Raw genomic sequence first — 20,479 nt, 5'->3', positions numbered from 1 at the left:
TATTTGGGCGTCGGTGATCAGCGGGGTTTAGCCGCTTTCGATCCATATCGGAAGTACGGTATCACATCATTGCGTCAGCACGAGTACGCCGTTTGAAACTTCATAGTGACGCAGACGTTTCAGAAAGCTCATACCGAGAAGTGTGTCGGACAAGGCATCGTCGCGCAGAACCATGGCCTCCACATCCTCAACTCGAATGCGTCCGATTTCGATGCTGGGCAGGATGGCGGATGCAGCAAGGGTTTCGCCATTGGCGGTCGAGACGCGATATTTGAAATCATCGGGTTTGAGCGACAGGCCGATGCGTCGTGCAGCGTTTGTGTTGATCGCAACCACGCTCGCCCCCGTGTCCACCATTGCACGAAGGGATTGCCCGGCAATTTTTATGTCCGTGATGAAATGGCCACGACTGTCCGGTGTGATCTGCGTGCGGCGTCCGCTATAGGCGGCGGGGTTTTGCGAAGGAGCACTCGAAGCTGTCGCGGATGTGTTTGAACCGGCTTTAGGCTGTTGCCCGAGTTTTTCAAACAGAAGCGGGAAGGCAATTGCCAGTCCCGCAAATACCAGAAGGATCGTTAAAACCCGCGCCATACTGCCCCCGTTTCCAGGCATGATAGCAGGCGCGGGTTAATGCTTACTTCGTACCGTACATACGGTCGCCGGCATCGCCGAGACCAGGAACGATATAGCCCTTTTCATCGAGACGTTCGTCGATGGAGGCCGTGAACACGTCGACATCCGGATGGGCTTCGGTAAAGCGCTTGATGCCTTCCGGTGCAGCCAGCAGACAGAGGAAGCGGATATTGGTCGCGCCGCGTTCCTTCAACTTGTCGATGGCTGCAATTGCCGAATGTCCGGTGGCGAGCATCGGGTCGACCACGATGATGAGGCGGTTGACGATGTCTTCCGGCGCCTTGAAGTAATATTCGACCGGCTGCAGCGTATCGTGATCACGATAAAGGCCGATATGGGCGACGCGCGCGGCGGGTACCAGATCGAGCATGCCTTCGAGAAGGCCATTGCCTGCGCGCAGGATCGAGGCGAAGACAAGCTTCTTGCCTTCAAGGACCGGCGCATCCATTGGCATCAACGGGGTTTCGATCGGCATGGTGGTCAGTTCGAGATCGCGTGTCACTTCATAGCAGAGCAACAGCGATATTTCCTTCAGCAGCCGCCGAAAGCTGGCTGTGGACGTTTCTTTCTTGCGCATGATGGTGAGCTTGTGCTGGACAAGCGGATGGCTGACGACTGTAACGCCCATGATCTTTCCACTTTTCTTGTTATCTTTTTGACTTTAGCGGCAGTTTGCGCCGGAGAAAACGCCGGGCCAAGCGCGCACACACAGTTTTATGTCTCTTTGGCCATTTTTAAACGCTAACGCAAGACAGTTCACAAGTGCCGGATCACAAAAGGGGTAGTGGAGGACGGTCTCTGCTTGTATCGTCTGGCACAAGCTTTATATGCATTACGGAAATCATTTTCGTCTTAATATTCAAAAGCAGGATGAGCTATGAGCCAGCAGAACGGCAATGCGGACCGCGTGGGCGCACAAGGTGGCATGGAGCATTCATTCGGCTTCAAGGCGGTTGACGAAAGCGAAAAGCAGGGTCTGGTCAACGACGTTTTCCATAAGGTCGCCAGCAAGTACGACGTGATGAACGATCTCATGTCGGCGGGCATGCATCGCGTCTGGAAAGATGCGATGATCGCATGGCTGGCGCCGTCGAAGCGCCCCGGCTGGACCTCGCTCGACGTTGCAGGCGGCACCGGCGATATTGCTTTCCGCATTGTGGAGGCTTCCGGTCGTCAGGCCCATGTCACCATTCTTGATATTAATGGCTCGATGCTCGGCGTCGGTCGTGAACGGGCGATCAAGAAGGGCCTTGCCGACAATCTCGAATTTGTTGAAGCCAGTGCCGAAGAGCTGCCATTTGAAGATGCGAGCTTCGATGCTTACACGATTTCGTTCGGCATTCGCAATGTTCCACATATCGACAAGGCGCTGTCCGAAGCTTATCGCGTGTTGAAGCCGGGCGGTCGTTTCCTTTGCCTCGAATTCTCCGAGGTTGAACTGCCGGTTCTCGACAAGGTTTACGACCAGTGGTCGTTCCACGCCATTCCGCGTATCGGCAAGATGATTACCGGCGATGCCGATTCTTACAGCTATCTGGTCGAATCAATCCGCAAATTCCCCAAGCAGCAGGATTTTGCCGTGATGATCGAGAAGGCTGGTTTCGAGCGCGTGAGCTATCGCAATTTCACTGGTGGCATTGCCGCGCTGCATTCCGGCTGGAAGCTTTGATTGTGCCTGTGGTGAGTTGGGGTCAGGAACGGGGCATCGGGGCATGAGTAATCTATCCGCCGCTTTCCGGCTGATGCGGGCCGGATGGGTTTTGACACGTGAAGGCGTTATCAGCGCCTTGCCGGTGGAAGGGCTCTCTGGCCTTCCGGCATTCGGACACAAGATTGCCGGTCTTCTGGCGCGTCCGCGCGCACGCCACATGCAGCGTTCCGAACGTATGTCGCGGGCCATGAACAAGCTTGGTCCGTCCTATGTGAAGCTCGGCCAGTTTCTGGCAACACGGCCCGATATTGTCGGGCGCGATGTCGCTGCGGATCTCGAACTTTTGCAGGACAGGCTCGACTTCTTCCCGCAGGTCGACGCGGTTGCTGCTATCGAAGGTTCGCTTGGCCGCAAGATTGACGATCTTTACCTGCATTTCGATGCGCCGATAGCGGCGGCGTCGATGGCGCAGGTTCACCCGGCTGAAATCATGAAAGACGGAACGCGCCAGAAGGTTGCGGTCAAGGTCATTCGTCCGGGCGTGCGCCAGCGTTTCGTCCGCGACCTTGAAGGTTTCTACATGGTCGCGCGCATGCAGGAGCGTCATGTTCCGTTTACGCGCCGCCTGCGTCCGGTTCAGGTTGTCGAGACGCTGCAGCAGACCACCCGCATCGAGATGGATCTGCGGCTGGAAGCGGCGGCACTTTCCGAAATTGCCGAGAACATCAAGGGCGATGCGGGGTTCCGCGTTCCACAGGTGGACTGGGAGCGCACCGGTCGCGATGTGCTGACGCTCGAATGGATCGACGGCACCAAGATGTCGGATATTTCGGCGCTGGCCGCCGCCGGTTTTGATCTCAAGAAACTGGCCGAAACGTTGATCCAGTCTTTCCTGCGCCATACGCTGCGCGATGGCTTTTTCCATGCCGACATGCATCCGGGCAATCTGTTCGTTGATCCGCAAGGCATTATCGTTGCGGTCGATTTCGGCATCACCGGGCGGCTCAACAAGCAGCAGCGGCGTTTCCTTGCCGAAATTCTCTATGGCTTCATCACGCGTGATTATATGCGCGTGGCGGAAGTGCATTTCGAGGCAGGTTACGTGCCACACACACATGATGTGGCGAGCTTTGCACAGGCCATTCGCGCCATTGGCGAACCGATCCACGGCCAGCCGGCGGAAACCATTTCCATGGCCAAGCTGCTCACGCTGCTGTTCGAAGTGACCGAGCTCTTCGATATGGAGACCCGACCGGAACTTCTGATGCTCCAGAAAACAATGGTTGTGGTCGAAGGTGTGTCGCGTACGCTCGATCCGCATTTCAACATGTGGAAGGCTGCGGAACCGGTGGTGGGCGACTGGATCGCCAAGAATCTCGGACCGCAAGGTATGCTTGCCGATGCGAAGGACAGCGCTTATTCGCTGCTGCATTTCACGCGCAAGACGCCGGAACTTGTTGCGCGTGTGGAACGTGTTTCCGTTGCTCTGGACGATATGGCAGCGAACGGATTGCGCTTTGACGAAGCGACGGCAGAAGCTATCGGCCGGGCTGAAGCGCGCCACTCACGTTGGGGTCGCATCGCGCAGGTGGTGATTGCGGTCTCGCTCGCAGCGATAGCGATTAAGCTTTATATTTGGTTGTAGGATCACTTTTAAGGTGACATCTACCTTCTAAAGTGATTTCAATGATTGCACTTGTAACAAGCGGGTGCAATCAAATGGCCAGCATTACCATCCGTAATCTCGATGATGACGCCAAGGAACGGCTGCGTGTCAGGGCAGCGCAGAACGGGCGCTCCATGGAAGAGGAAGCACGCATTCTGTTGGCCGGGCAGGATATAGCTCCGCAGGCTGTTGCAGTGTCTCCCGGCACGGGTGCGTCGCTGGCCGGGAAGCGCATTCTTCTCATTATCGGTGGTGGCATTGCCGCCTACAAGACGCCGGACCTCATCCGCCGTCTGCGTGAACGTGGCGCGCATGTGCGCCCCTTGATGACGGCTGCAGCGCAGCAATTCGTGACACCACTGACCATTGGCGCAATTTCTGCCGATCATGTCTTCACCGATCTGTTCTCGCGTGAGGACGAGCAGGATGTCGGGCATATCCGGCTTGTCCGCGATGCGGACCTGATCGTCGTCGCGCCTGCGACCGCGGACCTGATGGCGAAGATGGCGAACGGGCTTGCCGACGATCTGGCCAGCGCTGTTCTGCTGGCGCGCAAAGTTCCAGTGCTTGTTGCGCCTGCCATGAACCCGGCCATGTGGGACAATCCCGCGACGAGACGCAATCGTCTGACGCTCGAAAAAGACGGCGTTCGCTTCATCGGCCCGGAGAGGGGGGAGATGGCGGAAAGCGGTGAAGCCGGAACCGGACGAATGAGCGAGCCACTGGCGATTGTCGCGGCAATCGAGAACCTGCTTGCTCCGCAGGCAAAGCCACTTGCAGGCAAAACCATTGTCATGACGTCCGGCCCCACGCACGAGCCAATTGATCCGGTGCGCTATATCGCCAACCGTTCGTCGGGCAAGCAGGGCCACGCTATTGCGGCGGCGCTGGCGCGGCTTGGCGCGACGGTATATCTGGTGTCTGGCCCGGTCACCATTCCTGACCCCGAAGGCGTCGATGTCATTCATGTCGAGACGGCGCGTGAAATGCAGGCTGCTGTGGAGCGGCATCTTCCTGCCGATGCGGCAATTATGGTTGCAGCGGTTGCCGACTGGCGCACGGCCAATGAAGCCGGACAGAAGATCAAGAAGAAACCCGGTGAAAGCGCGCCGACGCTTGCCATGGTCGAGAACCCGGACATTCTGGCCGGTGTCGGCCATAGCGACCAGCGTCCCGGCCTCGTCGTCGGCTTTGCAGCAGAAACGCAGGACGTGGCCGGAAACGCGAGAGCCAAGCTTGAGAAGAAAGGCGCGGACTGGATCGTCGCCAACGATGTTTCGCATGCGCCGGATGGCAGCAGCGTCATGGGCGGCGACCGCAATCATGTCCGCGTTCTAAGCCGTTCCGGCATCGAGGAATGGCCGGAAATGAGCAAGGAACAAGTGGCTGAAAAACTGGCGGAGAAGATTGCTGAGCGGCTTTTGGAAACGAAAGGCTAAGCGTTTTTGGGCGATGCCGGTTTAGAAAAACTCGTCCAGCAAACGGTAATAGGCAATTTTCGTTTCGTCGATTGCCGGGCCGCCATAAATGTCGAGAAAAGGCTGTACCCATTCGTCGCCCAGATTGTAGCGAATGCTCCAGCAGGCTAGTGCGAGATCCTGATGGCGGTCTGCAAGGCCGAGCCTGCCGCAGTCGATAAAGCCGGTGAATGCACATTCGCTGGCCATGAAATTTGGCAAGCAAGCATCGCCGTGAGTCACGACCACATCTTCCTGTGACGGTTTCAGGCGGCAAAGTTCGGTGAACAGGTCTTCGGCGCTGCGGCCTGCGCGCTCGTCATCGAAATCATCTTCATCGACGGCACCGGCTTCGACCCGCTTGCGCGCGTCTTCAATGCGACGGTCCAGCCGGTGGTCGAAGGGACAAGCGGCGGGATCGACGCTGTGCAGCGCCTTCAAAGCTGTCGCGAGAATAGAGACGATGCGGTCCGCCGGGAGAGTGCCGACAGATGAGGCGAGGTCCGATCCGGCAAGGCGCGTCATCAAAAGAAAGTGGTGGTCGGCCTGCGTCTCGTAAGCGACGACCTTGGGGCAAGGCAATCCCTGCGTTGCGAGCCATTCTAGCCGAGCACATTCATCGGCGAGTTCGCTGACGGTACTTGCCGGTTCGATTTTCAGAACGAGCGGTTCATGTTCGTCATGATCGAGAAGCAGGACATTGGCGGTCGAGCGGCCAAGCTCATCCTGCTGGCTGCTATAACCGGCAAGCCGATGCAGCAGTGCATCGGGCAAATCGAGAGCAGTCAGAACAGGATCGGTCATATCACCTTACCGCATCAGGCCTTGTCGCGGACCTGATAGTCCTTGACGGTGGCAAAGCGAATATCCTTCCAGCGTTCGGCTTCGTAATTGAGAGAGAAGCCGTTCTGGGCAAGGAAGACCGGATCGTGATCGAGGTCATGGGCGATATCGGCACGATGCGAGGCGATGAAACGGTCGAGTTCGGCCGGATCATCTGCCGTAATCCACCGGCAGACCGAGAAGCGTGACATTTCAAAGCCGACCGGCAGCGAATATTCCACTTTCAGGCGTTCGGTCAGAACGTCGATCTGAAGAGCGCCGACGACGCCGACAATGGCTGGAGAACCGTCATCAGGCACGAAGAGCTGTACGACACCTTCTTCGGCCATTTGTTGCAGCGCTTCACGCAGCTTCTTGGCTTTCATGGCGTCGTCCAGACGCACGCGGCGCAGGATTTCTGGCGCGAAGTTCGGCACGCCACGGAACAGGATATCTTCACCCTCGGTCAGCGTGTCGCCGATGCGCAGCGTGCCGTGGTTCGGAATCCCGACCACGTCGCCCGCAAAGGCTTCGTCGGCAATCTGGCGCGAACGTGCGAAGAAAAATTGCGGCGCAGACAGGCTCATTGGCTTGCCGGTGCGCACCAGCTTTGCTTTCATGCCGCGCGACAGCTTGCCCGAGCAGACGCGCAGGAATGCGATGCGGTCGCGGTGGTTCGGGTCCATATTGGCCTGAATCTTGAACACGAAACCGGTCATCTTGTCTTCGGTGGAGCCAACCATGCGCGTGTCGGCCTGCTGGTCGCGGGGTGAGGGGCCGAAATCGCAGAAAGCTTCGATCAGGTCGCGCACGCCGTAATTCTTCAGCGCCGAACCGAAATAAACCGGCGTCATATGACCTTCGCGGAAGGAGGCGAGGTCGAACGGACGGCAGACGCCGCGTGCCAGTTCCACGCCTTCGAGCCATGCCTCGCGTTCGTTTTCAGGCAGCAGTGCGGCGGCTTCTTCCGGGCCGCTGACCTTGGTTGGCTGCTCTTCATTGTCCTGACGACGCATCGTGTCGTTATGCAGGTCGAAGGTGCCTGCAAAGCTCTTGCCTGAACCGATAGGCCAGGTGATCGGGGCCGTGTCGAGCGCCAGCTTTTCTTCGATTTCGTCGAGGATTTCGAGCGGGTCGCGCGCTTCGCGGTCCATCTTGTTGACGAAGGTGACGATTGGAATGTCGCGCATACGACAGACTTCGAACAGCTTCAGCGTGCGCGGCTCAATACCCTTGGCGGCGTCAATGACCATGACGGCGGAATCCACGGCAGTCAGCGTGCGGTAGGTATCGTCCGCAAAGTCTTCGTGGCCGGGTGTATCGAGCAGGTTGAAGATGCAGTCCTTGTATTCGAAGGTCATCACCGAGGTGACGACCGAGATGCCGCGGTCGCGCTCGATGTTCATCCAGTCCGAACGGGTCTGGATGCGGTCCTTCTTGGCCTTCACCTCACCGGCGAGCTGGATGGCGCCGCCGAACAGCAGCAGCTTTTCGGTCAGCGTGGTCTTACCGGCGTCCGGGTGCGCGATGATCGCGAATGTGCGGCGCTTGGAAACGGGATGGTCAGCGGGCATGAAGAAACTCGTGATGGCGAAACGTTGGGCTGCGCGTGAAAGCGCGCCGCGAAGATGTTGGGGAGCATCTAGCAGGACTTGGCCGAAAGGTCGAGTTCAAATGAAAAAGCGGCGCAGTGCGCGCCGCTTTGCCGGTGATCTGTGATGTTTATCGGCTCTTGATGCCAAGGCCGAAGGCAATAAAGGACCAGCCCTGGAAGATCAGGTCTATCGCCAGGAAAAGACCAAGAATGAACAGGCTGTTGACCGGCCATTGCATGGCGATGATGAGACCGAGCAGCATGGTGATGACACCGGCTGCGACGATCCAGCCCCAACCGGCGGACGGTTTCGATTTGAAGCCGAGCCAGATGCGGAAAGCACCGGAACCGAGAAGGGCTGCCGCCAGAAGGAAGGTCATCACGCCAGCCGCCAGCACCGGATTGATGAAGGCGACGATACCAGCTGCCGTGTAGAGCAGGCCGCTCAGGAGCCAGAAGAAGAAGCTGCCCCATGTTTTGACGCCGAAGGCGTGAATGATCTCGATGACGCCGCCAATCAGCATCATCAGGCCGACATAGTAGACCGAGACTACGGTGGCCAGAACGAGGTTACCGAAGGCGATGCCTCCGAGGATCAGAAGTGCGACCCCTAGGGCGACGAACCACCCCCATTTGCTGGAAAGTTCCTTTGGAAAGGTCGGGCGGTCGAAATCATTATGAGCTGTTGCCATGAGACGTCCCTCAAATTTTCATGCCTCGTGAGCAATATAAGGCATGTCCGGGATTTGACCAGCTTTTGTGCGAGGCGGGTGGGATCATCGTTATCTACTCTGTTCGTTCGCTCGACCGCGCATTATATCTCTTTGCTATTGCAGTCGTTTTCCGCTTAAAGTTCATGTGATGTTCGATCTCGTTTCCCACTACTGGCCGCATATCCTGTTCGTTCTGTCGGGCGTTCTGGGCGCGATTGCCGCCATTCACGCGACGATGACGAAGGACGAGGTACGCACGGCCATCGGCTGGGTAGGCGTGATCGTGCTGTCGCCCATCGTCGGGGCGGTGGTCTATGCCATTGCGGGAGTGAACCGTATCCGGCGGTCGACGCTCACCCACCAGCGCGCCAATATGGGCAAGATCGCGCTCTATCACCTGTCGCATTTCGATACGACGAACGACCTCGTGCGCGCCGCCTTCGGACGCCAGTTCGGGGCGATTAAGATATTGGGCGATGCTGTCAGCCTCTATGATTTCACCAGCGGCAACAGCATCGAGATGCTGGAAACAGGGGACGAAGCTTACGCGGCAATGCTCGACGCGATAGGCAGGGCCGAGCGCAGCATCATGCTGGAAACCTATATTTTCGACCGGGATGCCATCGGCGAAAAATTTGCCGATGCTCTGGGTGATGCGGTCAAGCGCGGTGTGGAAGTGCGGGTGCTGGTCGACGCTGTCGGCGCGCGCTATTCCTTTCCGAGCATCGTGAAGCTTTTGAAGGACAAGGGTGTTGCCGTCGATGTGTTCAACGGCAACATCATCATCGGGTTGCGCCTGCCTTATGCGAACCTGCGCACCCACCGCAAAATTCTCATTGTTGACGGCAAGATCGCCTTTACCGGCGGCATGAATATCAGAGCGGGTTTCGTGCGTGCGATCGCGGGCAAAGCGGTTGCCTTCGATACGCATTTCAAGCTTGAAGGTCCGGCGATTGCCGATCTCTTCCATATTGCATCCGAAGACTGGCGCTTTGCGACCGGCGAACTTCTGACCGGCGAGGCATGGAAGATAGCGCCGCCGGAAAACCCGCCGGGAACGGGAACGCTGGTGCGTGTCGTCGGGTCAGGCCCCGACAAGAACGTGGAAACCAACCAGCGCATGATGATGGGCGCTTTTTCGATTGCCGAGCAGCATATTCTCATCATGACGCCTTATCTTCTGCCGGACCGTGAACTGATCAGCGCGCTGGTGACGGCGGCGCGGCGCGGCGTGTCAGTCGATATCGTCGTGCCGGGCGTCAACAATCTGAAGCTGGTGGATCGCGCCATGCGCGCGCAGTTCGACCAGCTGTTGAAGGATGGTTGCCGCATCTGGCGGGCAGGCGGCGCTTTCAATCATTCGAAACTGATGACCATCGACGGTGCTTGGTCTTATGTCGGATCGTCCAATATTGATCCGCGTTCGCTGCGACTGAATTTCGAGGTCGATCTTGAAATTCTCGACCGCGACGTGGCGCGTCAGGTGGAAGAACGCATCGGCAAGGTGATCGAGGGTAGCCGCGAGGTCAATCTAGCGCGTCTCAAGAACAGGCCATTTCTGGAGCGTCTGCTGGACCGGATTATATGGCTGGGTTCGCCTTATCTCTGAGAGTTATCCCGTCCTGCTCGTGAATATTTCCGGGCTGAATTCTTCCAGCAGGTTCGTCGCCGATTTGAGGTCAAGATGTGCCTTGACGGGCAGGTGATCGGATGCCAGGCGCGCCAGTGGCGTGTTGTGCACTTCAACCGATGTGACGAGATTGTGCGGTGCTCCGAGCACGCGATCCAGCGCAAAAACCGGGAACCGCGACGGGAAACTCGGGACTGCTGTGGCGACATGGTTGAATGTCGGCATGAGGGCAGCGAGCGACGAGCGCTTGCCGATGCGCCATTCGTTGAGGTCGCCGATGAGCAGGGTCGGCACCGTATCGGCTTCCTGCAAGGCGGTAAGAATGCTTTCGGCCTGCTGTTCGCGGGAGCGTTTCAGAAGGCCAAGATGCGCGGCGATCACCCGAAGAGGCCCTGCCGGAAACTGCAAGTCTGCGACCAGAGCGCCGCGCGGTTCGACACCGGGAAGCTTGAGCTGCTGCACATTGCGCACCACGCCTTCACGGAACAGAAGCACATTGCCGTGCCAGCCGTGGCCCTTGGGCATTGTCGCGGTAATGGGGACAGGAACGAGCCCATGGCGGCGCTCAAGCAGGCCGAGATCAAGCAGGCCGGAACGCTCGCCGAAACGCCTGTCGGCTTCCTGCAGGGCAATCACATCCGCGTCGATTTCACTGATGACTTCAGCCGTTCGCTGCGGGTTGAACTGTTTGTCGATACCGATGCATTTGTGGACATTGTAGGATGCAATGACGATATCACCGCCGGTAATATTGGCGTTGAGCGGCCTGAAACCCGGCCTGTTCCGGATAGCAGTCAGGATGGACTTCGATATCCGGTTTGGTTCTTTCTTTTTCAGCACCCGTTTTTCACCTGTCAGGTATTCTGTTCTGAAAGACTATGGCTATACCGGAGAAATGAACCGGCGATCAGTCTTTATATAGTCAGATTGTATCTCTGTTTGAATAGCAATTCCCTACACAATCAGGCGATCTCAATATCCGAACGCGGAGGATGTTGGCATAGTTCCCAACCTCATCTTGCAATGAAACGGATCAGCCTGTCAGTGAGGCCGGTATAGGGCGGCTTGATGAGGTCGCTCGGAGCCGGGGCATATTTGGTCAGGACGGGCATTGCCTTGGAAAAGGTCAGAAAACCGTCATGGCCATGATACTGGCCCATACCGCTTGCACCCACCCCGCCGAATGGCAGGCTGCTGCAGGCGAAATGGTAGAGCGTGTCGTTGACGCAGACGCCGCCCGCAACGATACGGCTGAGCATCATTTCAATTTCTGCAGTGTTATCGCTGAAGCAGTAAAGCGCCAGCGGACGGTCAAGCTTGAGAACAAAGCCGATTGCATCGTCGAGCAGGCGATAGCTGATGATCGGCAGAAGCGGACCGAAAATCTCCTCCTGCATAATCGTGCTGTCGGCGGCAGGTTCCAGCACGAGCGCAGGCGCCATTGATCGCGGCTGTTCGGAGCCTGCCGGAAGCTCAACGACGGCCTCGCTCCTGTTTGCGGCATCGGCCAGGAGTTTCGACAGTCGCGCTTCCTGAGCATCGTTGATGATCGTCGTGCGGTCTTTTTCCGCTGATGCGCTGCCGTAACGTGCCTGCATTTCGGCACGCAGAAGGTTCACGAATTCGTCGCGCTTGCTGTGATGGATCAGAACATAGTCAGGCGCGATGCAGGTCTGCCCCGCGTTGAAGAATTTTCCCGTCGCGATCGCTCGGGCGGCGCGTTTGAGATTGGCGTTTTCGCTGACGATGGCAGGTGACTTGCCGCCAAGCTCAAGCGTCACCGGGGTCAGGTTTGGTGCCGCCGCCGCCATGATCTTGCGCCCGACAGCAGTGGAGCCCGTGAAAAAGAGATGGTCGAATGGCAGTGATGCAAATTGTGCTGACAGGGAAGCATCGCCAAGCGCCACGGTAACACGATCCTCCGGGAACACATCGGCAAGCAGGCTTTGCAGGAACTCGGCGGTGCGCGGTGTGTGTTCGGACGGTTTCAGGAAAACGTGGTTTCCAGCTGTTATTGCCGCGACAAGCGGCGCCAAGGCCAGATTGACCGGATAATTCCACGGCGCGATGATCCCCACCACACCGAGCGGAACATAACGGATTTCCGCCTTGGCGGGCCACATTTTCCAGCCTGCCTTACGGCGTTTCGGTTTCATCCAGCGCTTGAGATTGTGCAGGGCATCATCGATTTCGGCAAAGACGACACTGGCTTCACCGAGCAGGGTTTCGTGCAGCGAGCGATTACCAAAATCCGCGCTGATGGCCTTCGCCATTTCATCCAGTCTTGCTTCGAGCCGCTCGCGCAGGCGCTTCAGGTCGTCCAGACGCTGCTCATAGGCAGGGCGGTCTTCAAGCCATGCGTGACGCAGGCGCTCGAATGAGAGCTGCAATGCCTGTTCTTCAGTTGTCATAGGCAAAATCCTCCGTTGAACGGGCAAAGAGGAATTGCGCAGCATAATAGGTTGCAAGCACCCACAGACCGTTCAGCGGAATGTCGAGGCTGAAGCGTCCATAAGCAAGCAGCGTGTCGCTTGCCATGAAGAAGAGGCCGCCTGCTGCCGCGAGCCATGCGGCATAGCGCTGTGGCGTTTCTGGCTCGGTGCTGAGCGCGCGGCTCATCGCCTGCGCCGCCATGATGCCGAGCGCTGCGGAGTAGATGACGACCGGGATCTTCATCGACGTCGGCAGCGACGACCAGAGGCCTGCTATGATGGCCAAGGCCGCGATGGCAAAAAGGACGAAAACGCCTTTATGCGCGGCAAAGCGCGTATGGCGGCAAAGCGCATAGATATAGGCGCAATGGGTGACGAGAAAGCAGATCAGGCCCGCCATGAAATAATCGCCGGGCAACATCAGGAAAAAGTCCCCGAGTGCTGCAAAAGCCAGACCAAAGGCGACGGCAAAGCCATAGGATTTCGATTTGGGGCGTTCGGCGCAAAGGACGGCGGCGAGCAGCAGCAGGGTTGCGGTTGGCTTGGTCAGATAATGCAGCCAGCGCCAGGCGGAATCCTCGCCACTATAGCTCATGAGACTGCCCGCAATGGCGCAGATCGCGCAGAACAGAAACAGGCCGTAAAGCGTTCTGTTTCTCCCGAATTCCAGCAAGCCTTTACGGCGCATATTCGCTCCCCGTTATTATATTTGTAAGCAAATGAATTTGAGCAAAGGACGTCGGATTGTGCCGCCAATTGCGAGATCAGTGCAATAGGCACAATTCATAGGGCTGTTGACAAAGCCTTGCCGAAGGGGCGGGTTCTCTACTCCAATGGTTCGGGAAGCCCGGCTGGAATCAGGAAAGGTTCTTACGTCGCTCGATTTCTTCTTCCGATGGGTGGTCCATCGCAAAAGACCCGGTCTTGAGTTCGCCTGAACGCTGATAATTGGCAATGATGACGCCGCTGGGCGATGTGGTGGAGCTGACCAGCTTGAAGGCTGATGGCACGGATTGCCCGTCGAAGAGACGCTTACCTTTGCCAAGGATGACCGGATAGATCAACAGCCGCAACTCATCGACCAGATCGCTGGCAAGTAACTGATGGACCAGTTCGCTGCTGCCCGAGACTGACAGGTCAGGGCCTTCGGTGGCCTTGATGGCTCTCAATGAGGCGATGATATCGTCGCCCAGCAGTTCACTGTTCTGCCAGTTCAGGCTTTCCGGCCTGTGCGTCGCGACATATTTCGTCACTTCGTTGAACATTCTGGCGATCTCGCCTTCACCAGGCACGAAACCGGGGTCGTTGGGGTCTGTTACCTGATGCGGCCAGTGGGCAGCAAAAATATCGTAGGTGCGTCTGCCCAAAAGCAGGTCGAACGGCTTGGAAAAGCTTTCACCCATGGCTCCGGCAACCACATCGTCCCAATAGGGCACTGTCCAGCCGCCATATTCGAATTGGCCGGTACGATCTTCCTCCGGCCCACCTGGCGCCTGCATCACGCCGTCGAGGCTCAGGAACGTTCCAACAATGATCCGTCGCATGATTTTCCTCCCAGAAAGCCCGCCACGCAGGGCCTACCTTACAAGGTAGGGGCGGATCAGGATAGATGCGGGCTGTCAGGAGGTATTTCTGCTGCCTTGCGCCTCTTGCCCTCTAGAAACGATGCCAGACCGTCGCTTTGTTCTTCTGCCAGCCGTTTCTGTGCAGCAAAGGTGTGTCGTCATCAGCCAGTGGCCAGCCGATGCACAGATAGAGGCTGAAGCGCCAGCTGGGCGGAGTCTTGAAAAGCGTTTCCATTGTATGTGGATCGAGAATGGAAACCATACCGACGCCAAGCCCGAACGATCTTGCCGCCAGATTGAGATTCTGGACCGCCATTGCCGTGCTATGCTCGAGGGTAATGGCCATGGATTGTCTGCCGAGGCCTTGCCCTTCGACGGGCGCAGTGTCGGTAAAAATGGCAAGCTGCACTGGAGCAACGCTGATGCCTTCCAGTTTCAAATCGCGGTAATGCTCTGCGCGCGCCCCTTCATAGATTTGTGCGGCCGACCGGTTGGCTTCCAGAAAATTGTCGTGCACCGCTGCGCGTATTGCAGCAGTTTCAACTGAAATCACGCGCCAGGGGCGGGCATTGCCGACGGAGGGAGCATAATCCATCGCTTCGCGCAAAGAATCGATGATTCTGCCGTCTATGGCTCTATCGCTGAAGTGACGGACATCGCGCCGCCATTTCAGCAATTCGAAGAAAGCGTCGCGTTCGGAGGGAGAAAACTGCATCGACTGCCAAATCTGTTGGTCGGATTAACCGGCTTGAAGCTGATCCTGTCGGAACGACAATCCAGAAACAAAAAAGCCCGCTTGCGCGGGCTTTTTGGGGTGCTTCTGGACCTTGGTAGTGGTCTGAAGACTTGGAAATGGTGCCCAGAAGAGGACTCGAACCTCCACGCCCTTGCGAGCGCCAGCACCTGAAGCTGGTGCGTCTACCAATTCCGCCATCTGGGCGACGAGGACCCATCTAAGGGGTCGACCTGTCTCTGTCAATCGCGTTTTCGACATTCAGCCAGCTTTTTTTCAGCCAATGCTTTTTTCGCGTTGAAAAGAGGGACGGGCGCGCTGACGCGCCCGACGAATTCACAGCCAAACAGCTATCAGGCTTCGAGAATTTCCTTCGAAGCGACTGTCGAATCGGCATTGAGCCGGTAAACGACCGGAACACCGGTGTTGAGTTCCTGCTTGAGAATCTGTTCCGGTGTCAGACCATCGAGCGCCATGATCAGTGCCCGGAGCGAATTGCCGTGGGCTGCAACCAGAACGGTTTCGCCGCGCAGCACGTGTGGCTGCACTGTGTGCAGATAGTACGGCCAAACGCGCGCGCCGGTATCCTTCAGGCTTTCGCCGCCCGGAGGCGGGACGTCGTAGGAACGGCGCCAGATATGGACCTGTTCCTCACCCCACTTGGCGCGGGCATCATCCTTGTTGAGGCCGGACAGATCGCCATAGTCGCGCTCGTTCAGGGCCTGATCGCGGATCGTCTTGAGATCAGACTGACCGAGCTGGTCCAGAATGTGCTGGCAGGTCACCTGCGCACGCGACAGCGCAGACGTATAGGCGATGTCGAACTTCAGACCGGCAGCTTTCAGGCGCTGGCCTGCGGCCTTGGCCTCGGCATGGCCTTGTTCGGTCAGGCCCGGATCGCGCCATCCGGTGAAGAGGTTCTTGAGGTTCCACTCGCTTTGACCGTGGCGGACCAGGACGAGAGTACGAGACATATGCAACGCTCCGTTAGAGAGCGCATCCCGAAAAGTGTGAAGCGGTTTTCGGATAAGATGCGCGATAAGACAAACTCTGGAGAGCTGATCTGAACAGGTCGGATCGGCGCTCCGGTGGAAACGATCAGTCGTTCAGCCCGAGAACATCGAGCATCGAATAGAGACCGGGCTTTTTGCCATGGGCCCAGAGTGCGGCCTTGATGGCACCACGTGCAAACACCGACCGGTCTTCGGCATGATGGGAAAGAACGACGCGTTCACCGGGACCAGCCAGAATCACCGAATGATCGCCGATGACCGAACCGCCGCGCAATGTTGCAAAGCCGATGGAGCCGGTTTCGCGCGGGCCGGTATAACCGTCACGCACGCGCACGCTGTTTTCCGCCAGTGCAATGTCGCGCCCCTTCGCTGCCGCTTCGCCGAGAAGCAGCGCGGTGCCGGACGGTGCATCGACCTTGTGCTTGTGGTGCATCTCGAGAATTTCGATGTCGAAATCCGCAGGATCGAGCGCTTGCGCTGCCTTCTGCACCAGAACGGACAGAAGATTGACGCCGAGGCTCATATTGCCGGATTTGACGATGGTTGCATGGCGGGCGGCGGCGCGGATTTTCTCGTCGTGTTCAGCCGAGCAGCCCGTCGTGCCGATGACGTGCACGATGCGCGCTTGAGCAGCAAGCCCTGCAAATTCCACGCTTGCCGCAGGGCTTGTGAAATCGAGGACGCCGTGCGCCTTGGCAAAGACCGGCAACGGATCGTCGGTGATTATCACGCCGAGCGGGCCAATGCCGGTGACTTCGCCAGCATCCCTGCCGAGAAGTGGAGAGCTGGAGCGTTCGATGGCACCGACCAGTTTCGCGCCTTCGATGGTCTGGATGGTCCGGATCAACGTCTGGCCCATGCGTCCGCCAGCGCCGACGACGACGAGGCCCACTTCGCTGTTCTGCGTTTCTCCGCTCATCGGGGTTCTCCTGTCCGCAATTCTTCTGCCGTTTTTTCGGTGATGATATCGCCGTTGCCGCTCTGCAATTGATAAAAGCGGGCATAGACGCCGTTCTGGATGCCGATCAGATCGTCGTGACGCCCTTCTTCCACCACACGACCAGCTTCCATCACCACGATGCGATTTGCATTGACCACCGTGGAAAGACGATGGGCGATCACGATTGTGGTGCGGTTCTGCATGATGCCTTCCAGCGCTTGCTGGACCCGCTTCTCCGATTCGTTGTCGAGGGCGGAAGTCGCTTCGTCTAGCAGGAGAACCGGCGCATTGCGAACGATGGCGCGAGCGATCGAGACGCGCTGGCGCTGGCCGCCAGAAAGCGTCACGCCGTTTTCGCCGACCGGCGTGTCGTAGCCCTGCGGCTGTTGCAGGATGAATTCATGCGCATGGGCAAGTTTCGCCGCCTCGATGATTTCTTCATCCGTCGCGTCCGGGCGGCCATAGCGGATATTGTCGGCAATGGTGCCTTCAAACAGATAGGGCTGCTGCGAGACATAGGCGATGGCATGGCGCAGCGACCGTTTCTTGACCTGTGCGATATCCTGTCCGTCGAACAGGATCTTGCCGCTGTCGAGATCGTAGAAGCGCTGGACAAGATTGATGAGCGTCGATTTGCCCGCGCCCGAAGCGCCCACCACGGCAGTGGTTTCTCCCGCCTTGGCGACGAAGCTGACGCCGTGAAGCACCGGCGCGGTCTCGTGATAGGAGAAATAGATATCCTCGAAGCGGATTTCGCCAGGACCGGCTTTCAGTTCCACGGCGTTTGGAAGATCGCGCTGGCGCGGCTCTATATCCAGCACTTCATAGATCATGCGCGCATTGACGAGCGCCTTTTCCAGCCCGACCTGAAGGCGGGCGAGGCGGCGAGCCGGATCATAGGCAAGCAGCATTGCGGTGATGAAGGCAAAGGTTGCGCCGGGCGGTTGTTGTTCGAGAATGGCGCGGTAGCCGCTATAGGCCAGCACGCCGGAGACTGCAAAACCCGCCAGCATTTCGGAAATGGGCGTTGTGCGCTCGGAGACCTTGGCGATCTTGTTGCTGCGGCCTTCGGACTGGTCGATGAGCTTGCCGATCTTGGCACGCAACTGGTCTTCCATCGTAAAGGCCTTGACGATGGCAATGCCCTGAATCGATTCCTGCATCGCGCCCAGCAGATGGGAATTGAGATGCACGAGATCACGGGTGACAGAGCGAATGCGGCGCGAAATATAGGCAACGGCGAGAATAAGCGGCGGTCCGATCAGGAAAATCGCAACGGACAGAACCGGGTCCATGTAGAACATCATGCCGACGAGACCGACGAGCGAGATGAAATCGCGCGCGATCGACGAAATCGTCATGTTGAGCAGATCGCGAATGCCGGAAACGTTCTGATTGATCTGCGCTGCCAGATGACCGGAACGGGTGTCGTTATAGAAATCGAGACCGAGCTTCATCAGATGGTCGAAAATGCGCTTTTGGTAGCGCGCGACCAGATTGTTGCCGATCTTGGCCAGTTCCACAGCCTGTATATAGCCGGAAATGCCACGCAATACGAAGATGGACAGCAATGTGCCACAAATGACCCAGACCAGAGCGAGATTTTGCTCATAGAAGATCTTGTCGATCATCGGCTTCATCATATAGGCCAATGCGCCATTCGATCCGCCGACGATGAGCGATGCCAGAATGGCGATAATGTAATTCTTTTTATATTCGCGGATGTTTTCCGACATCATGCGCCGGATTACGCGGGTGGCTTCGCCCGTATCGATCTTCTTGTTTTTCTTCTTAAATAGACTCACGTGCAAAAGCGCTTTTTGTCTCTTAGCCCTCCGGCAGGTCCGGCGGCTATCGTTGAAAAATACGACTTCCCATACGGAAACGCTGAACTGAAAAAGCCATCGGCAATTTCAGTGCAGCGTTTCTATAACGTTATCCGTGCGGCTTGACCATCCTCAAGCTTTGCCGGTCAGTCGATACGCCAGCGGCGTCCGTCGGTCGAAACTTCGAAACGGGCGGGGGCCTGCGCAAAGGCGGAAAGCCCTGTGAGGGCTGCAAGCTGGTGCGTGATCACGCGGACAGGAATGTCGCGCATGATGGCCTTGTGCGGGGCTTTGTCTTCGAATGCTTCGCGAAAAGCGCCGGACTTGAGCGCAGAAAGGATGCGCTGCGGAATGCCGCCGGAAAGATAGACACCGCCATGCGCCATGAAGATCAGCGCCAGATCGCCTGCAACGCGTCCGAGATAGGTGACGAACAGATGCAGGGTTTCTTCCGCCTGCGCATTGCTGCCATCGAGCCCTGCTGAAGTGATGTCGGCAGGTGTTTCCAGCGTTGGCGCCACCTTGTCGGCGGCGCATATGGCAAGATAGAGATTGCGCAGGCCGCGGCCGCACAGGATCTGTTCGCCAGCGACGCGGCCGTCGATGCGCTCGATATGCGGGAAGACCTGATAATCGCGTTCACTGCGTGGGCCGATATCGATATGGCCGCCTTCGCCAGGCACCGGCACCCATGCATGGCGCGTGCGGACAAGACCGGCAACGCCAAGCCCCGTGCCCGGTCCGAGTACGACGCGGGTGGCAATCAATTCTTCCGGCCTGCCGCCAATCTGTTCCAGATGATCGCTGCCGAGAGACACGACGGCAAGCGCTTGCGCCTCGAAATCGTTCAGCACGGTCACGTCCTCGAAACCGAGATCGGCGATCATCTTCTTCGGGCGCACGACCCAGTCGCAATTGGTGAGATCGATTTCGTCACCATCGACGGGACCGGCGACGGCGAGAATTGCGGAGCGTGGCCGGATCGAAGTGTGATCAAGAATGGCGCTCTGTATCGCCTCATCGATGGTTGCATAATCCGCCGTCTGGAGAACGGGAAATTCCTTCGGCTCTGCATTGGAATCCACCAGGATAGCAAAGCGGGCATTGGTGCCGCCGATATCGCCGACGAGTACTGGAAACCGGAACCCCTGTTCGACCAGCTCTATCTCTTTGTTTTCATGCATGTTTTTGTCCCAAAGCCGGTTCCCACTTTTGGGAGGCATGCTGTACTCGCCAGCATGCCCTCTCCCTGGTCATGTCTTCCGCCCGCGGTGGTCTTCCGCGGGCGAGCCTGTCTTGTGCAGGATTAGAGCGCGTTTCGATCTGATTGGATCAGATCGGCGCTCTAATCATTTGTTTTTACGCGCATTTTTTCCGAAAACCGTTTCACACTTTTCGGGATGCGCTTTAATCAAGCGCTTTGATCAGTTTTTCCGCTGTCGCGCGATTGAGCGCCATTGGAATATCGTAGACGCTGCCAAGGCGTGTCAGCGCCTTCACATCGACATCGTGCGGAAGCGGGGACAGCGGGTCGATGAAGAAGATGAGCACTTCCACCGTGCCTTCCGCGATCATCGCGCCGATCTGCTGGTCTCCGCCGAGCGGCCCACTTTTCACACGCTGAATGCTGAGTGAAGGGCAGGCATCCAGAATGAGGCTGCCAGTCGTCCCCGTCGCCACGATGTCAAAGCGGGCCAAAGCCTGCTCATGCGCTTTGGCGAAGGCGACCATGTCATCCTTCTTCTGGTCGTGGGCGATCAATGCGATGCGCAGGCGTTCCGTCATGAATGAGCAACCTTACGAG

Annotated in this window: 19 protein-coding genes and 1 tRNA gene; 4 read left to right on the top strand and 16 right to left on the bottom strand. The window is 57.8% G+C overall.

The features are described from left to right. Positions 1–66: 66 nt before the first annotated feature. Positions 67–591, bottom strand: coding sequence for a retropepsin-like aspartic protease family protein (locus AAE521_RS21590; RefSeq protein ID WP_342062407.1), 525 nt, complete (start codon positions 589–591; stop codon positions 67–69). Between the two features lie 43 nt (positions 592–634). Beyond that, positions 635–1,261 carry a uracil phosphoribosyltransferase gene (upp, locus tag AAE521_RS21585; RefSeq protein WP_006467614.1) on the bottom strand — a complete coding sequence of 209 codons (627 nt, stop codon included), beginning with the start codon at positions 1,259–1,261 and terminating at the stop codon, positions 635–637. Between the two features lie 249 nt (positions 1,262–1,510). Here upp and ubiE point away from each other — a divergent pair, with 249 nt between their 5' ends. From ubiE to coaBC, 3 genes are all read left to right on the top strand, one after another. Beyond that, positions 1,511–2,302: a bifunctional demethylmenaquinone methyltransferase/2-methoxy-6-polyprenyl-1,4-benzoquinol methylase UbiE gene (gene ubiE / locus AAE521_RS21580; RefSeq protein WP_071632544.1), complete on the top strand. Its 792-nt coding sequence runs from the start codon at positions 1,511–1,513 to the stop codon at positions 2,300–2,302. A gap of 43 nt (positions 2,303–2,345) precedes the next feature. Then, positions 2,346–3,929: a 2-polyprenylphenol 6-hydroxylase gene (ubiB, locus tag AAE521_RS21575; RefSeq protein ID WP_029929369.1), complete on the top strand. Its 1,584-nt coding sequence runs from the start codon at positions 2,346–2,348 to the stop codon at positions 3,927–3,929. Positions 3,930–4,003: 74 nt separating this feature from the next. After that, positions 4,004–5,389 carry a bifunctional phosphopantothenoylcysteine decarboxylase/phosphopantothenate--cysteine ligase CoaBC gene (gene coaBC / locus AAE521_RS21570; RefSeq protein ID WP_342062406.1) on the top strand — a complete coding sequence of 462 codons (1,386 nt, stop codon included), beginning with the start codon at positions 4,004–4,006 and terminating at the stop codon, positions 5,387–5,389. Positions 5,390–5,410: 21 nt separating this feature from the next. Here coaBC and AAE521_RS21565 read toward each other — a convergent pair whose 3' ends face one another. The 3 genes from AAE521_RS21565 to AAE521_RS21555 form a co-directional block, all read right to left on the bottom strand. Next, entirely contained in the window at positions 5,411–6,211 is an 801-nt protein-coding gene (locus AAE521_RS21565; protein WP_342062405.1) for an APH(3')-II family aminoglycoside O-phosphotransferase, read from the bottom strand. Between the two features lie 14 nt (positions 6,212–6,225). After that, positions 6,226–7,803, bottom strand: coding sequence for a peptide chain release factor 3 (locus AAE521_RS21560; RefSeq protein ID WP_010659387.1), 1,578 nt, complete (start codon positions 7,801–7,803; stop codon positions 6,226–6,228). Positions 7,804–7,951: 148 nt separating this feature from the next. Next, positions 7,952–8,515 carry an HdeD family acid-resistance protein gene (locus AAE521_RS21555; protein ID WP_010659388.1) on the bottom strand — a complete coding sequence of 188 codons (564 nt, stop codon included), beginning with the start codon at positions 8,513–8,515 and terminating at the stop codon, positions 7,952–7,954. 169 nt (positions 8,516–8,684) lie between these two features. Here AAE521_RS21555 and cls point away from each other — a divergent pair, with 169 nt between their 5' ends. After that, complete coding sequence (gene cls / locus AAE521_RS21550) at positions 8,685–10,145, top strand: cardiolipin synthase (RefSeq protein WP_071632546.1); 1,461 nt, start codon at positions 8,685–8,687, stop codon at positions 10,143–10,145. Between the two features lie 3 nt (positions 10,146–10,148). Here the strand turns inward: cls and AAE521_RS21545 are convergent, their stop codons facing one another. The 11 genes from AAE521_RS21545 to AAE521_RS21495 form a co-directional block, all read right to left on the bottom strand. Further along, the gene (locus tag AAE521_RS21545) at positions 10,149–11,006 is read right to left on the bottom strand and encodes an endonuclease/exonuclease/phosphatase family protein (RefSeq protein WP_342062404.1); all 858 of its coding nucleotides are present in this window, start codon (positions 11,004–11,006) and stop codon (positions 10,149–10,151) included. A 173-nt stretch (positions 11,007–11,179) separates the two neighbouring features. Continuing rightward, the gene (locus AAE521_RS21540) at positions 11,180–12,577 is read right to left on the bottom strand and encodes a coniferyl aldehyde dehydrogenase (protein WP_342062403.1); all 1,398 of its coding nucleotides are present in this window, start codon (positions 12,575–12,577) and stop codon (positions 11,180–11,182) included. Then, positions 12,567–13,286, bottom strand: a complete 720-nt coding sequence (locus tag AAE521_RS21535; RefSeq protein ID WP_071632549.1) for a lysoplasmalogenase — start codon at positions 13,284–13,286, stop codon at positions 12,567–12,569. Before AAE521_RS21535 ends, AAE521_RS21540 begins: the two co-directional genes overlap by 11 nt. A gap of 169 nt (positions 13,287–13,455) precedes the next feature. Continuing rightward, complete coding sequence (locus tag AAE521_RS21530; protein WP_071632550.1) at positions 13,456–14,142, bottom strand: dihydrofolate reductase family protein; 687 nt, start codon at positions 14,140–14,142, stop codon at positions 13,456–13,458. 112 nt (positions 14,143–14,254) lie between these two features. After that, complete coding sequence (gene bluB, locus AAE521_RS21525; protein WP_071632551.1) at positions 14,255–14,878, bottom strand: 5,6-dimethylbenzimidazole synthase; 624 nt, start codon at positions 14,876–14,878, stop codon at positions 14,255–14,257. A gap of 138 nt (positions 14,879–15,016) precedes the next feature. After that, positions 15,017–15,103: transfer RNA gene (locus tag AAE521_RS21520), tRNA-Leu, on the bottom strand. A 146-nt stretch (positions 15,104–15,249) separates the two neighbouring features. Then, positions 15,250–15,870 (bottom strand): 2,3-bisphosphoglycerate-dependent phosphoglycerate mutase, encoded by a 621-nt coding sequence (locus tag AAE521_RS21515; protein ID WP_010659395.1) that lies wholly within the window; start codon positions 15,868–15,870, stop codon positions 15,250–15,252. 124 nt (positions 15,871–15,994) lie between these two features. Then, positions 15,995–16,828, bottom strand: coding sequence for a 4-hydroxy-tetrahydrodipicolinate reductase (dapB, locus tag AAE521_RS21510; RefSeq protein WP_071632552.1), 834 nt, complete (start codon positions 16,826–16,828; stop codon positions 15,995–15,997). Next, entirely contained in the window at positions 16,825–18,654 is a 1,830-nt protein-coding gene (locus AAE521_RS21505) for an ABC transporter ATP-binding protein (protein ID WP_342062402.1), read from the bottom strand. Before AAE521_RS21505 ends, dapB begins: the two co-directional genes overlap by 4 nt. 167 nt (positions 18,655–18,821) lie before the next feature. Continuing rightward, positions 18,822–19,859: a glucokinase gene (locus AAE521_RS21500; protein ID WP_342062401.1), complete on the bottom strand. Its 1,038-nt coding sequence runs from the start codon at positions 19,857–19,859 to the stop codon at positions 18,822–18,824. Positions 19,860–20,082: 223 nt separating this feature from the next. Continuing rightward, complete coding sequence (locus AAE521_RS21495; RefSeq protein ID WP_010659399.1) at positions 20,083–20,460, bottom strand: methylglyoxal synthase; 378 nt, start codon at positions 20,458–20,460, stop codon at positions 20,083–20,085. Positions 20,461–20,479: the final 19 nt, after the last annotated feature.

The sequence above is a fragment of the Brucella cytisi genome, from assembly GCF_038433355.1.
Taxonomy (GTDB): Bacteria; Pseudomonadota; Alphaproteobacteria; order Rhizobiales; family Rhizobiaceae; genus Brucella; species Brucella cytisi.
The sequence above is the reverse complement of the archived record's forward strand: the minus strand, read 5'-3'. Positions and strand labels throughout refer to the sequence as shown.